This window comes from Anaerococcus sp. Marseille-P9784 (assembly GCF_902500265.1).
In the GTDB taxonomy this organism is placed as follows: domain Bacteria; phylum Bacillota; class Clostridia; order Tissierellales; family Peptoniphilaceae; genus Anaerococcus.
Genome location: NZ_CABVOZ010000003.1, coordinates 181583 through 196245 on the forward strand (window position 1 = coordinate 181583; position 14663 = coordinate 196245).

General features: G+C 28.9%; 12 protein-coding genes. 1 reads left to right on the forward strand and 11 read right to left on the reverse strand.

The genetic code is table 11. The features are described from left to right. Positions 1–98 precede the first annotated feature (98 nt). The 10 genes from rny to gmk form a co-directional block, all read right to left on the reverse strand. Positions 99–1640, reverse strand: a complete 1542-nt coding sequence (gene rny / locus GAN53_RS07525) for a ribonuclease Y (protein ID WP_151410494.1) — start codon at positions 1638–1640, stop codon at positions 99–101. A 108-nt stretch (positions 1641–1748) separates the two neighbouring features. Then, the gene (locus tag GAN53_RS07530; RefSeq protein ID WP_151410495.1) at positions 1749–3503 is read right to left on the reverse strand and encodes an ABC transporter ATP-binding protein; all 1755 of its coding nucleotides are present in this window, start codon (positions 3501–3503) and stop codon (positions 1749–1751) included. Next, positions 3487–5232 (reverse strand): ABC transporter ATP-binding protein, encoded by a 1746-nt coding sequence (locus tag GAN53_RS07535; protein ID WP_151410496.1) that lies wholly within the window; start codon positions 5230–5232, stop codon positions 3487–3489. The genes GAN53_RS07530 and GAN53_RS07535 overlap by 17 nt, the downstream gene beginning before the upstream one ends. Positions 5233–5321: 89 nt before the next feature. Beyond that, positions 5322–5990 (reverse strand): translation elongation factor Ts, encoded by a 669-nt coding sequence (tsf, locus tag GAN53_RS07540; RefSeq protein ID WP_151410497.1) that lies wholly within the window; start codon positions 5988–5990, stop codon positions 5322–5324. A 10-nt stretch (positions 5991–6000) separates the two neighbouring features. Next, positions 6001–6846 (reverse strand): 30S ribosomal protein S2, encoded by an 846-nt coding sequence (gene rpsB, locus GAN53_RS07545; RefSeq protein ID WP_151410765.1) that lies wholly within the window; start codon positions 6844–6846, stop codon positions 6001–6003. Positions 6847–6984: 138 nt separating this feature from the next. Then, positions 6985–8127 carry a signal recognition particle-docking protein FtsY gene (gene ftsY / locus GAN53_RS07550; RefSeq protein ID WP_151410498.1) on the reverse strand — a complete coding sequence of 381 codons (1143 nt, stop codon included), beginning with the start codon at positions 8125–8127 and terminating at the stop codon, positions 6985–6987. 9 nt (positions 8128–8136) lie between these two features. Beyond that, entirely contained in the window at positions 8137–10506 is a 2370-nt protein-coding gene (gene priA, locus GAN53_RS07555; RefSeq protein ID WP_151410499.1) for a primosomal protein N', read from the reverse strand. A 4-nt stretch (positions 10507–10510) separates the two neighbouring features. After that, the gene (gene coaBC, locus GAN53_RS07560) at positions 10511–11683 is read right to left on the reverse strand and encodes a bifunctional phosphopantothenoylcysteine decarboxylase/phosphopantothenate--cysteine ligase CoaBC (protein WP_151410500.1); all 1173 of its coding nucleotides are present in this window, start codon (positions 11681–11683) and stop codon (positions 10511–10513) included. After that, entirely contained in the window at positions 11680–11865 is a 186-nt protein-coding gene (gene rpoZ, locus GAN53_RS07565; protein ID WP_151410501.1) for a DNA-directed RNA polymerase subunit omega, read from the reverse strand. The genes coaBC and rpoZ overlap by 4 nt, the downstream gene beginning before the upstream one ends. Continuing rightward, positions 11858–12466 carry a guanylate kinase gene (gene gmk / locus GAN53_RS07570; RefSeq protein ID WP_151410502.1) on the reverse strand — a complete coding sequence of 203 codons (609 nt, stop codon included), beginning with the start codon at positions 12464–12466 and terminating at the stop codon, positions 11858–11860. Before gmk ends, rpoZ begins: the two co-directional genes overlap by 8 nt. Positions 12467–12550: 84 nt before the next feature. Between gmk and GAN53_RS07575 the strand changes: the two genes are divergently transcribed. Further along, a complete protein-coding gene (locus GAN53_RS07575; RefSeq protein WP_151410503.1) occupies positions 12551–14293 on the forward strand; it encodes an NFACT family protein in 1743 nt (580 codons plus the stop codon). A gap of 49 nt (positions 14294–14342) precedes the next feature. Here GAN53_RS07575 and GAN53_RS07580 read toward each other — a convergent pair whose 3' ends face one another. Next, complete coding sequence (locus GAN53_RS07580; protein WP_099320678.1) at positions 14343–14621, reverse strand: HU family DNA-binding protein; 279 nt, start codon at positions 14619–14621, stop codon at positions 14343–14345. Between the last annotated feature and the right edge of the window lie 42 nt (positions 14622–14663).

Below are 14663 nucleotides of genomic sequence, written 5' to 3' on the forward strand. Positions count from 1 at the left end.
ATCATAGGTAGAAATATTTTGGAAATTAGCTTATAAAGTGACAATTTAAAAAAGAGCCTTGTAAATAAATTTATTTACCAAGCTCTTAATTTTAAATCTTATCTTGCATATTCTATCGCATTTGATTCTCTTAGAACGTTAACTTTAATTTCTCCAGGATACTCTAATTCACTTTCGATCCTCATTGCAATCTCTCTAGCAATTACAATCATTTTATCATCGCTTATTTTTTCTGGTTTAACCATAATTCTTAGTTCTCTACCAGCTTGTAAAGCAAACGATTTATCAACTCCATCAAAAGTATTAGCTATTTGTTCAAGATTTTCTAATCTCTTAATATAATTTTCCAAACTTTCACGACGTGCACCTGGTCTAGCAGCTGATATTGCATCAGCGGTTTGAACTAGTATAGATTCAACACAATTTGGAGCTACATCTCCGTGGTGTGATGCTATGGCGTTAATTACATATTTATTTTCTCCATAGCGAGTAGCCATTTCTACTCCAAGATCGATGTGAGTTCCAGATACTTCTTGGTCTATAGATTTGCCTATATCGTGTAATAATCCGCCTCTACGGGCAATTTGCGCATCAGCGCCGATTTCTTCAGCCAACATTCCAGCTAAGTTTGCTACTTCTACAGAATGTTTCATAACATTTTGCCCATAGCTTGTTCTAAATTTCATCTTACCAACTAATCTAACTAATTGTGGATGTAAATTACGAACTCCTGCAGCATCTACGGATTTTTCTCCATCTTCTATTATTCTCTGCTCAACTTCTTCTTCTGCTTTTAATAGAGTTTCTTCAATTCTTGATGGATTAATTCTTCCATCTAAAATTAATCTTTCTAAAGCAACTTTAGCAACTTCTCTTCTAACTGGTTCAAATGAAGATATAACTACAGCTTCTGGTGTGTCATCAATTATTAGATCAACTCCTGAAAGTTGTTCGAAGGCTCTAATATTTCTACCTTCGCGTCCAATAATTCTTCCTTTCATCTCATCATTTGGAAGATTTACAACTGAAACAGTATTTTCTGCTACTTGATCTGATGCATATCTTTGTATTGTAGTAGCAAGAATTTCAGTGGCAATTTTTTTGCTTTCTGTTTTTATTCTTTCCTCAGCTTCTTTAATAAGTTTTGCAGATTCGTGAATAGTATCTTTTTTTACATTTTCTAAGATTATTTCTTTAGCTTCACTATTTGTAAGCCCAGCGATTCTTTGCAATTCTGATTGTTGTTTTTCAATCAGTTTATCAATGCTGTCTTCTTTTTGTTTTAACCTCTTCTGATCACTAGAGATTTGATCAGCCTTTTTGTCAATCAATAAAGCTCTATTGTCAAGACTTTCTTCCTTTTTAAACAAACGAGCTTCTTTTTTATCTAGCTCATCTGTTTTTTTATTAAACTTTTTATCGTTTTCTAGTTTTATTTTAGATATCTCATCTTTAGCTTCTTTAAGAGTTTCTCTTCTTAAAGTTTCAGCTTGCTTATTAGCATCTTCGATGATTTGGCGGCTTAGTTCTTCAGCCTTGCCTATCTTTTTTTCACTAGATTTTTTTTGATAAATAAAGCCCAAAATAAAAGCTAACAATACGAAGGCGACAGTAATGATTATAACAATTGGATTATCCATTTATTATCACCTCCTATTTGATTTATCGGAATAATGATTCCTTTATAATTATACCATATTTTGATATTTATACGAAACTTATTTTTTGATTTATTTATAAAATGTTTTTTAAAAGCTATAAGTATTTTTGTCTTTCATTTGTTTTTTGTACATTTCTTTGTAATAACCATCATATTTCATCAAATTATTATGATTTCCCATTTCGACAATTTTTCCATATGATAAAACTATTATTTTGTCAACATCTTTTATAGTTGAAAGCCTATGAGCTATAATAAATGTAGTTCTATTTTCTTTTAATTTCTCTATGCCATCTTGAATTATTTTTTCTGTTTCTGTATCGATGTTACTTGTTGCTTCATCTAGAATTAAAATCTTTGGATTTCTAATATAGGCGCGTGCAAATGAAATTAATTGCTTTTCTCCTTGAGATAAATTAGATCCACCTTCCATGACAGGAGTGTGAATACCTTTTTTTACTAAATTTTCACCACCTACAGCTATTAATGCCTCTTTTACTTCTCTATCTGTGAAATCTTGATCTAAAGTTATATTTTTTGCAATATCAGATTTAAATAAGAAAGAATCTTGCAAAACTACTGCCATATCTTTTCTCAGACTCTCCCTATTTACACTTGCGATATCAACCCCACCAATAGTTATTTTTCCTGAATCAACTTGATAGAAATTTAAAAGTAAATTAATGAGTGTAGATTTTCCAGAACCAGTTTGTCCAACAAAAGCAACAGATTCTCCCCTATCAACTTTAAAAGAAATTCCCTTTATTACTTCTTCACCATCTATATATGAAAATCTTACATTATCAAATATTATTTCATTATCAATAGAATCAATGTTCTTAGTCAAGTTCTCTTGACTTTCAAGTTTTAAGAGTTCAAAAATATGATCAGCTGAAGCCATAGATTCTTCAACTTCACCAAATCTCATTATTGAAAATCTGATTTCATTAAAAAGTCTGCTAGTATAATCAAAAATCACATACAAACTTCCAATGCTTACTTTATACCAATCAGTTACTTGCCCTAGCCCAAAGTAAATTAATACTATTATAGATGCAAGATAAGATACTATATCCATAGCTCTAAAACCAGAATAGGATCTGATTTTTGCAAGTTTTGATGAAAGATCAAAAATTTTGCTATTTGTTTGGTCAAATTTTTCTTTTATATAATCTTCTTTATTATAGACTTGTATTATTTCCATGTTTTGAATGTATTCATTAATTTGTGCGTTAATTTCAGATGTGTTTTTTCTAATTTCACCAGTGTATTTTCTCGTGTAAGTCGTATAAGATTTAAAGATGATATAGACTAAAGGAGCTAATATTAGAAGCATCAGACCTGCTCTATAATTTGTAACAAATATAATTATTATCAATCCTATAATCTGAATATTTGAAGTTAGAAGGTCTGAGAATAAAAGTCTAAACATATTTTTAACTTTATTTGTATCATTTGTTATTCTAGATGAAATCTTCCCAGCAGGTAGGCTATCAAAATAGCTTATAGGAAAGGAATTGACTTTCCTGTAAACATCTTTTTGTATATTGTAAGCAACATTATTTGCCGCAATAGAAAATGAGATTAATGTTCTATTTAAGAAAAATCCAGCCAAAAAATTGATAATTAAATACAATAGCAAAAATAAGATTATTTTCGTAAATTCATCAACTGACATATTTTTCTTGATCAAATTATTTATTATGTTAGCTATTATCAAAGGTGATATAATTTGTAGAATTGTACAAAGAACAGAAAATATAAATCCTTTAATAAAATCAATTTTTTCAGAAATTGCATAAGATTTTAATGTTTTTATTTGATATTTATTTTTCTTTATCATCTATAGCACCCCCAATAATTTGATTTTCGTATTGTTTTTTATACCAACTATCTTTACTCATCAATTCATCATGATTGCCTTCTTCTACAATTTTTCCATCATCAAGAACTATGATTTTATCACAATTTTGAACTTGACTAATCCTGTGAGCGATAATTATTGTTGTTTTATTATTTCTAATAGCTTTTAAATTATTAATTATATTTTTTTCAGTATTAGCATCTACTGCACTCATGGCATCATCAAGAATCAAAATTTGAGGATTATTTAATACAGCTCTAGCAATTGAAATTCTTTGCTTCTGTCCCCCAGATAAGGATACCCCCTTTTCACCAGTCATTGTATTAAGTCCGTCTGTAAATTCGCCTATATCTTTTGTAAAATCAGCTATTTTTATAGCTTTATTTATTTGTTCATCGCTAGCTTTAGGATTTGAAAATTTAATGTTATTTTCTATGGTATCAGAAAAAATCATATGCTTTTGCGGCACATAGCCAATTAAATCCTTCAACGATGAACTTGATATATCACTATAATACTGATCTCCGATAATTATTGTGTCTTTATCAACTTTATATAAATCCAAAAGTTGTTTAATTATTGTTGTTTTCCCACTAGCAGTTTTTCCAATAATTCCTAGAGAACTTCCATTTTTTATAGAAAGATTAATATTTTTTAAAACATTATCTTTGCTTGTAGGATATGAAAAATTATGATCTTTGAAAAAAATATCTGGATTATCATTAACTCTTTTAAATTTGCTGGAATCTTCAATTTCCTCTCTATAAACTAAAATTTCATTAATTCTATCCATGGCCGCACTAGCTTGCTGATGAAGATTTAAAAATTCTCCCATAGCAAAAACTGGCCAAATAAGCATATTCAAATAATAAGTGAAGGATACTAATTGTCCAAGGCTAAGTTTTCCATTAGATATCAAATAAGAACCAAAAGCTACTGCAATTACAAAAGACAAAGCTGTTAGAGATCTTTCAACAGGTTCTATTATGGCATCTGTTTTAGCAAGCGATACGTTATTATCAGCTAAAATTCTAGCTTTTTCTTTAAAGGCTTCTTCTCTAATATTTTCTATATTATATACTCTTATAATTCTAATACCTTCAACATCTTCAAGAACTTTATCTGTAAGCTCATCAAAAGATTTATTAACTGCTTTGCTCTTTGAGTAAATTTTCTCCATAATTTTAGTTAGAACAAGACCCAACAAGGCTAAAGGTAAAATTGAAAATACAGTTATTTTAAATCCAGTATTTATAATCATCATGATTATTATAAAAATAGGAAATAAAATTGCATCAAAAAAAGCCAAAACTCCAAAACCAGCATACATTGCTATTTGACTAACATCTTGAGTTGACTTACTCATCAAAGATCCAGTAGGATTTTTTTCAAAAAATCTTTGAGATTGCCTCAAAAACTTATTCATTAATTTATCTCTTGATATATATTCCATCTTTGCTGATGCTTTAAAAATATTATAAGACCAAGCAATTGCAGTTATGTATTTTAAAAATACCATAAATACTGCAAATAATATTAAGTTTCTAAATGTGACAGAATCAAGTGAATTATTATAAACAATATCTATAAGTTTTCCTGTAATGTAAGGTAAAAATAAAGAAATAATATCAGTTACTATTAAGGAAATAGATCCTATCAAATAATTCTTTTTGGAATATTTTAAAAACCATTTAAAATTTTTAAACATTATCCCCTCCTATAATTACTAAAAAAGGGTCGTTGCTAAACTAGTAAATAGTTTTATTAGCAACAACCCTAAAGTTTGAAAATTCTTTATTAAGCGTTCATTTGTGATGCTACTTCAGCAGCAAAATCTTCTTCTTTCTTTTCTAGACCTTCACCTACTTCAAATCTTGCAAATCTTCTAATTTTGATGTTTTCACCTACACTATTTGCAGTGTCTCTTAGATATTGTTCAACTGTTTGATCTGGATTTTTAATGTAAGCTTGATCTAGTAAGCAAACTTCAGACATATATTTTTTAAGTCTTCCCTCTACTTTTTTCTCAGCAATCATTTTTTTCTTATCTTCAGGCATATTTGCATTTGCTTCATTGATTGCTTGTTTAATTAAGATTTCTCTTTGTTCAGCTATATCAGCTTCATCAGCATCTTCTTCAGAAATATAAAGTGGACTAGATGCTGCAATATGCATAGCTATATCACGAGCAAAATTTTTAACTGTATCGGTATTAGCAGAGAAATCTGTTTCAGTATTTATTTCTACTATAACACCAATCTTGTTGTTATGAATATAAGAACCAATTACACCTTCAGCTGCTATACGTCCAGCTTTTTTATCAAGTGTTGCTTGTCCTTTTTCTTTTAAGAGTTTTACAGCTTGATCTACATTACCATTAGTTTCTTCTAAAGCTTTTTTGCAGTCCATCATTCCTGCACCGGTTATTTCTCTTAATTCTTTTACTAAACTTGCACTTATAGCCATATTATTCTCCTTAGATTTCTTCACTATCTTCGCTAGCTGACGCTTCTATTTCTTCTTTAGCTGCTTTTATTTCTTCATCTGATACTTCTTCATTATCAGCTTCATCATCGACATTTTCTTCTATATATTCTTCAGATTGGTCGTTTAAATCATCTTCTCTTGGGGCAAATTCACTGCCTTGATTAGCTTCTATAACAGCATCTGCAATTACAGATGTGATAAGTTTTACGGCACGAATTGCATCATCGTTTCCAGGAATTGCCATATCCACTTCATCTGGATCACAGTTTGTATCAACAATTGCTACAACTGGGATTCCTAAGATTTTTGCTTCATGAACTGCAATTGATTCCTCACCTGGATCTACTACGAATAAAACATCTGGAAGTTTTTCCATTTCTTTTATTCCACCAAGATTCTTTTCAAGTTTATCCATTTCTTTTTGATATTGTAAAACTTCTTTTTTTGGTAGAAGGTCAAATGTTCCATCTTCTTCCATAAGTTCATATCTTTTTAGCTTGTCAATACTTTTTCTAATTGTATTAAAGTTTGTTAGCATACCACCTAACCATCTGTTAGAAACGTAGTATTGTCCACTTCTTTTTGCTTCATACTCTATAGCATCTTGAGCTTGTTTTTTTGTACCAACAAATAAAACATCTCCACCATCAGCTACAATATCTCTAACCATTAAATAAGCTTGATCAATTTGATTAGATGTTTTTTGCAAATCTATAATATAGATTCCATTTCTTTCTGTGAAGATGAATCTAGACATTTTAGGATTCCATCTTCTAGTTTGGTGTCCAAAGTGTACACCTGCTTCAAGTAATTTTTTCATTGAAACTACTGCCATATAAATTCCTCCGTTTTCTTCTTCCATCCTCTTCTTATAAATATTTAACCTAATTAAGGCAACGAAATACTTATCCAAGGATGTGTATATTTTTGTAGTACTTAAGTATTTTACTATAGATTGATTAAAATTTCAACATCAAAACAAAGCTTTTACGAAAGATTTAGAATCAAATTTTTCTAAATCATCTATTCCTTCACCCAGACCTATATATTTTACAGGTACATTAAGCTCAGATTGTAGAGGAAATATTATTCCACCTTTTGCAGTTCCATCTAGTTTTGTTAAAAAAAGACCTGTGATATCTGTAACATTTTTAAATTCTCTAAGTTGACTTACTGCATTTTGTCCAGTTGTAGCATCTAAGACCAATAAATTATCTCTGTTAGCTTTACCAGCGTGAGTATCTATTGTCTTATTAATTTTTTCTAATTCTTTCATTAGATTTTTCTTATTATGAAGTCTACCTGCAGTATCACAAATTAAGACATCTATATCTTTGCTTTTAGCAGCTCTTATAGCATCAAAAATTACAGCTGAAGGATCAGCTCCTTGATCAAGAGCTACCATTTCCACATCTGCCTTATTTGCCCATTCTCCAAGCTGTTCTATAGCTGCTGCTCTAAAAGTATCTGCTGCAGCTAACATTACTTTCTTTCCTTCTTGTTTTAAATCATAAGCAAGTTTTCCTATTGTCGTTGTTTTGCCAACACCGTTTACTCCGATTACTAATATAATAGATAGCTCATCTTGCTTAATATTTAATTCGTTGTCTAAATTATTTTTATCCAAATGTTTAATCATTATCTCTTCAAGTAGAGGATAAATTTCATTTGTATCTTTGATTTTTCTTTCTTTTATTTCATCTCTAAGACTTTCTACAATTGCTAAAGTACTATCCATTCCTATATCTGCTGATATAAGTATTTCTTCTAATTCTTCAAATAATTCATCATCTATTTTCACATTTGCAGTAAAAAGATTTTTTACTTGTGAAGAAAACTGGTCACGTGTTTTTATAAGTCCATCTTTAAGTTTATCAAAGAAGCTTACTTTTTTTATATTTTTTTCTATTTCTTCTTCTGCATTATTTAGATCTGTATCGACATCCAAATAATCGTGCGTTTCATCGATTGGATTTGATTCTTCATTTTCAAGATTTTCTGATTCAACAATATTTTCATTGGAATCATCATCTTTACTTGTATTATCTTCTAAGCTTTCTTCGACTTCTTCTATTTCATCTTTAATATCTTTTTTTCGTCTAAAAAAATCAAACATTTTAGCTCCTTAATTTATATTAGTTGGGTTAAGCGCTGGTATAAAACTAGTTTCGGTGTATTTATTGATAAAATCATTGCGGATAAAATTAATTGTTTTTATTAGCTTTTCTAGGTCCTTATCAAATGACTTAACAATTATATTATACCTGTATTTATTGTTAATTCTTGATATCTTACATGGATTAGGACCTATTATATCAATATCTTTATCATTTTTTAAATATTTTCTTAATTGATTTACAAATTTCTTAGAAATTTCTATAGTGTTGATTCTATCACTATTTACAACTTTTAAACTTATGATATTTTTATAAGGCGGATATGAAAAAGCCTTTCTTTGAGCCAATTCATTCTTGTAAAAACTCATATAATCATTTTTTTTTACAGCTTGGATTACAAAATTATCTGGTCTATAAGTTTGAATTATGACTCTTCCAGGTTTATCAGCTCTTCCACTTCTACCAGCCACTTGCGTTAAAAGTTGAAAAGTATTTTCTTGAGCTCTAAAATCTCCAACATTTAGGCTAAGATCTGCAGAAATAATTCCTACAAGGGTAACATTTTTAAAATCTAAGCCTTTTGCAATCATTTGAGTTCCCAAAAGAATGTCAATTTTATTTTCTTTCATTCCTTCATACATAGCTTGATATTTTTTTTTATTATTTGCTACCATGCTATCCATTCTCATAATTTTAGCATCTTTAAAAATTTCTCTTACTTCTTGTTCAAGCTTTTCTGTTCCAGCGCCGAATTCTTTGATTTTTTTTGAATGGCAATTAGGACAAATTTTAACTTGTTTACTAGTTCTTCCACAATAATGGCAAACTAACCTATCTATTCCTTTATGATAGGTCATTGCTACATCACAAGCTTCGCATTTGACCACATAGCCACAAGTTCTACAGAAAGTAAAAGAGTCATGGCCAATTTTATTTAAAAATAAAATACTTTGCTCTCTATTCTTTAGATTTATTTCTATTTCTTCACGCAATCTATGGCTAATCACAGAATAATTTGATTTTTTAAGCTCTTCTCTTAGATCAACAATCTCTATTTTTGGCATAGACTTGTTAATTCTATGTGTTAGATGAATTAATTCATAAATTCCATCTTCTGTTTTTTTCATTGTGCTAATAGATGGTGTTGCAGAGGCAAGGATTAAATTGCAGTTATTATAGCTTGCTCTAAATCTTGCTAAATCCTCAGTGTGATATTTAGGATCTTTTGATGAAATGTAGGAGCTATCATGCTCTTCGTCAATAATAATTACTCCCAAATTATTAAAAGGTGCAAAAATTGCAGATCTTGCTCCGATTGCAATTTTTACTTCTTTATTATTTATCATTTTCCACTGATTAAAGCGTTCTTTTGGGGTCAATCCAGAATGTATTATAGCTATTTTTTCTTTAAATCTACCTTTAAATCTTTCTATAGTTTGAGGAGTAAGTGAGATTTCTGGAACTAAAATTATTGCTTCTTTTCTATCTTTTATAACTTCTTCCACTATTTGTAAAAAAATTTCAGTTTTCCCTGAACCTGTAACCCCAAATAATAGAAATTGTCCAGAGGGGTTGGATTTAATTTTATCAAAGGCTTCTTTTTGTTCTTTAGACAAGTTGTATTTTTTATAAATATTATAATCTAACTTTAATTCTTTATTTTGTTCGATTTTTTCAATATTTATATATCCTTTATTGTAAAGAGATATCAAGCTTGATTTATTAGCCTTTGTTTTTGCTAATAAAATTTTTAAATTTGTCTTTCCATTTTTTTCTAAATATTCAATTATTTCTAATTGTTTTTTGGCATTTTTATTAAGGATATAGTTCTTATTTGAGTTTATACTAACAAATTCGTCATAAGTTACATTTTGTGTTTTTTTAACATCATAAGATATACTTATTTTCCCTTGATCGACTTTACTTAGAACTTGATCTTCGATATTTCCAAATTTAGCTCTTATTTCATCCATAGTTTTAGGAATTTTAAGAAATTTAAAAAGATCATTTTCTTCTTCGTATTCAGATTTATAATAAGTAATAATGTTTTTTACTTCAGTAGGAGGCATTACTTGTCTTAAAGAAGCTTGGATTGGCGACATATATGATTTTGTCATAAAAAAAGCCATATCCATCAACTCTTTTGAAATAATTCGTCTTTCATCAATTATTGCAAGAATTTCCTTAATCTCATAATCTGCTTTAATATTTTCAACTATTTCATAAACAAAAGCAACGCTAGTTTTGTTACCTTTGCCGAATGGAACTAAAACTCTCATTGCTACGTCTAATTTATTATTAAATTTTTTTGGTATCTGATAAGTAAAAGCTCTGTTTAAATATCTGCTTTTACTATTGATAATTACTTTTGCGTAAATACTATCACCTTATTAAATTTAAAATTTCATTTGCAAGTTCTGATTTAGTCATAAGTTCTAAATTTCTTACAGAATCTTTAGAAATAATACTTGCAATATTTGTATCTGTGTTAAAACCAGCACCTTCTTTTTTAAGGTCATTAGCTATTATATAATCGGCATTTTTACTAGTAAGTTTTTTGTTGGCGTTTGTTATTAAATCGTCAGTTTCTGCAGCAAAACCAATTACGATTTGATTATTTTTTTTACTTGCAAAATATTTTAATATATCTAAATTTTCTATGAATTCTAGGTATAAGCTTTCTCCAGATTTTTTTATTTTTTTATCAGAAACTTCTTTACTCCTATAATCTACAGGTGCTGCAGCCATTATTAGACCATCAGCACTATCAAAATGCTTTTCGATTGCTTCTTTCATTTCGATATTTGTTTTTACGTTTATTTTTGTTATTCCTTTAATTTCAAAAGGATTTACAGGACCAGATACTAAAACTACATCAGCACCTCTTTTTTTAGCTTCTCTTGCTATATTGTAGCCCATTTTCCCAGAAGAATGGTTGGTTACATATCTTACATAGTCTATAGGTTCTATTGTAGGACCTGCTGAAACTATAATTTTTTTGCCTGCTAAATCTTTTTTTGTAAAATAATCTTCCAAATGCTCAACAATATTTGAAGGTTCTTCCATCCTACCATCGCCAATGGTATTACAGGCGAGTATTCCAGATTCAGGATTTATAACTTTTACTCCATAGGAAATTAATGTTTCAATATTTTTTTGGGTCGCAGGATTATTTAGCATTTGAGTATTCATTGATGGGGCTATGATAACATCTTTTGAGCAAGCTAAATAAGAAGCTATTAAAAAATTATCAGCTATAGCATTTGCCATTTTCCCAATAGTAGATGCTGTAGCTGGAGCTATTAAAAAAACATCTGCCCATTTAGGAAGTTCTATATGGTAAACTTCATTGTGATGACCTTGCCACATATCTTCGTAAACTTCGCATTTGCCCATAGTTTCAAAAGCTAAGGGTCTGACAAATTCTGTTGCAGATTTTGTCATTATTATTTTAAGATTGGCGCCTTTTTTAATTAATCTTGAGCAAAGCTCCAAATCTTTATAACAAGCTATTCCACCACTTATTCCTAGTAAGATATTTTTTCCTTTAATCATTTTTTTGTTACTTTTCCCTCAATTACTTCATGTAATGCCTGAGTAACAGGTTTAGCCTCAATATGTTTAGTTAATGGAGCTGAACCACTGACAATTCTCCTGGCTCTTTTAGATACCATCATACAAATATCGTATCTGCTTGGACTAATTTCTGAAAGTTTTTTAAAAGATGGATTATTCATCTAGTATCTCCTTTATATTAAAATCTTCTTCTCTAAATACCTTGTGTTTTTCGGCGTTAATAATCTCATTAACAGAATTTATTGCTGAATTTATATGGTCATTTATTACCAAGTAATCATAATATTTTATGTACTCAAGTTCCTTTCTAGCATTATTCATTCTAAGATTTATGTCATTTTCTGTTTCAGTACCTCTCCCAACTATCCTATTTTTTAATTCTGATAGGCTTGGAGGAGCCAAAAAAATAAATACAGCATTGTCTGTATTGTTTTTCACATTTACAGCACCCTGAACATCGATTTCTAAAACTACTATTTTGCCTTCGCTTATTTTCTTTTCTACAAAATCCTTAGGAGTTCCGTAATAATTGTTATGTACATAAGCATATTCTAAAAACTTATCTTCGCTAATCATTTTTTCAAATTCTTCATGACTCTTATAAAAATAACTTACTCCTTCAATTTCACCATCTCTTTTTTTCCTGGTCGTAGCTGAAACTGAATAAACTAAATTTTCTTGAGTATTCATAAGATCGTGAAGGACAGTTCCCTTTCCTACTCCGGAAGGGCCTGATATAACCAATAAAAATCCTTTATTCATTACGCCTCCTTATCATATGTATTTTACTTTTATGAAACCTTATTACAAGTTGATTTTATAGTATAGTAAAAAAAAGGAGATTTTATGAGTTACGATGGAATAGTTACAAGAAAAGTAGTAAATGAATTAAAAGATAAACTTTTAGGTGGAAAAATACAGAAAATTACCCAACCTTCTAAAAACGATGTGATTTTAAATATATATTCAATGGGCAAAAGTTATAAGCTATTGCTTAGTGCAAATAATAATGAGGCTAGAATAAATTTAACTAATAAAAAATATGAAAACCCAGAAGTCCCACCTAATTTTACCTTTGTTTTAAGAAAACATATAAACCAAGCAAAAATAGTTGATATCGAGCAAAAAGGCCTGGATAGAGTTGTGATATTTTCTATAAGCTCTATTGATGAAATGGGATTTAATAAGTCAAAAAAGCTAATAGTAGAAATAATGGGAAAGCATTCGAATATAGTTCTAACTGACGATGATTTTAATATTATTGATTCCATTAAAAGAATTAATCAATCAATATCATCAGTAAGGCAAATACTTCCTAACTTAACCTATGAATTTATAGATGATGGTAAATACGATATAAGCGCAGATGATTTTTCATTTGATATATTAAAATTAGATCAAAAACTTCCAGACACAGCTATACCTTACAAAATATTCAACCAAAATTATACTGGCTTTTCACCTATTGTGGGCAAAGAATTGATTTATCAGGCTAATATTGATCCTAAAATTAAATGGGGATTAGTAAGTGAAGATGAAAAAAGGAAATTAAATGATCTTTTTTTAAAACTAAGAGAAGATATAAGAAATGATAATCTAAAGTCCTATTATTACGAATCCGAAGGCAAAATAAGAGAATTTCACACAATTGACTTAAAACACTTAGCTTATAAAAAAATTGATTGTGATTTGATGAGTGAAGCAATTGAAAAGTTTTATGAATCTAACAAGACAAATGATAGACTTAATCAAATAAAAAAAGATTTGACCAAAAAAGTTAATGCTCACATCAAACAAAGCAAGAAAAAAATAAGCATACTAAATGATAATTTACTAAACGAAGAAAAAATTGCAAAATTTAGGTCGTACGGGGATTTATTAGCTGCAAATGTCCATTTAATTGAAAAGGGCGCTAAAAATATTGAGGTTAATAATTTCTACGAAAACAATAATTTAATAACCATTAGCCTTGACCCTACAAAAAATTCATGGGAAAATGTTGAAAGCTATTATTCTAAAAGTAAAAAATTAAAAAATTCTTTAGATTTTGCTAAAAAAGATCTGCCAAAACAAAAAGAAAAACTATCATACTTAAATCAATTAATTGATTTTATTGAAAGATCAAAAACCATCGATGATCTTAATGATATAAAAGAAGAGATGGCAGAAAATAATTTAATTAAAAAACAAAGCAAAAAAATTAATAAAAATAAAAAATCTAAGCCATATCACTTTCTCACAAAAAATGATTGTGACATCTATGTTGGGAAAAATAGCAAGCAAAATGATTATATCACCCTAAAATTAGCTAATAAGGACGATTTGTGGTTTCACGTTAAAGATTTTCCAGGTAGCCATGTAATTTTAAGGTCAAATAATTATAATGAAGAAGATATAAAAATAGCTGCTTTTTTAGCTTATAAAAATTCTTCTGTAGAAAATGAAAATAAAATTGATGTAGATTATACATTCAAAAAAAATGTGAAAAAAGCAAAAGGTGCAGCTGTTGGTATGGTCTACTATGAAGATTTTAAAACAGTTACTGTAGATTATGTGAAAAAAATCGATGAAGATTATAGAGAAATATAAAAACCGGTTCTTTATTTCAAGTTCCGGTTTTTTTGTCTAATATAATTTTTTATTTATTAACAGCTTCTTTTAAAGTTTTTCCTGCTTTAAATACTGGTGCTTTGCTAGCTGGAATTTTAATAACTTCGTCAGGTTTTCTAGGGTTTCTTCCTTCACGAGCTTTTCTATCTCTTGTTTCAAATGTTCCGAAACCAACTAATTGAACTTTTTCGCCTTTTGCTAAAGTTTCAGTAATTGTTTCTATCATTGCGTTTAAAGCTTTTTCAGATTCGCTTTTCTTAAGACCACTTTTTTCTGAAATGCTTACTAATAATTCTGATTTATTCATATTTCCTCCTATAAATCAAATATATGATTCTGTTTAACTCTA

Coding starts and splice junctions, on each gene's coding strand:
- rpsB (WP_151410765.1), bottom strand. CDS start 6,846: ATGGCAGTAGTTTCAATGAAAAAATTACTTGAAGCAGGTGTACACTTT.
- GAN53_RS07575 (WP_151410503.1), top strand. CDS start 12,551: ATGAGTTACGATGGAATAGTTACAAGAAAAGTAGTAAATGAATTAAAA.
- ftsY (WP_151410498.1), bottom strand. CDS start 8,127: ATGTTTGATTTTTTTAGACGAAAAAAAGATATTAAAGATGAAATAGAA.
- GAN53_RS07530 (WP_151410495.1), bottom strand. CDS start 3,503: ATGATAAAGAAAAATAAATATCAAATAAAAACATTAAAATCTTATGCA.
- coaBC (WP_151410500.1), bottom strand. CDS start 11,683: ATGATTAAAGGAAAAAATATCTTACTAGGAATAAGTGGTGGAATAGCT.
- rpoZ (WP_151410501.1), bottom strand. CDS start 11,865: ATGAATAATCCATCTTTTAAAAAACTTTCAGAAATTAGTCCAAGCAGA.
- GAN53_RS07535 (WP_151410496.1), bottom strand. CDS start 5,232: ATGTTTAAAAATTTTAAATGGTTTTTAAAATATTCCAAAAAGAATTAT.
- tsf (WP_151410497.1), bottom strand. CDS start 5,990: ATGGCTATAAGTGCAAGTTTAGTAAAAGAATTAAGAGAAATAACCGGT.
- rny (WP_151410494.1), bottom strand. CDS start 1,640: ATGGATAATCCAATTGTTATAATCATTACTGTCGCCTTCGTATTGTTA.
- gmk (WP_151410502.1), bottom strand. CDS start 12,466: ATGAATAAAGGATTTTTATTGGTTATATCAGGCCCTTCCGGAGTAGGA.
- GAN53_RS07580 (WP_099320678.1), bottom strand. CDS start 14,621: ATGAATAAATCAGAATTATTAGTAAGCATTTCAGAAAAAAGTGGTCTT.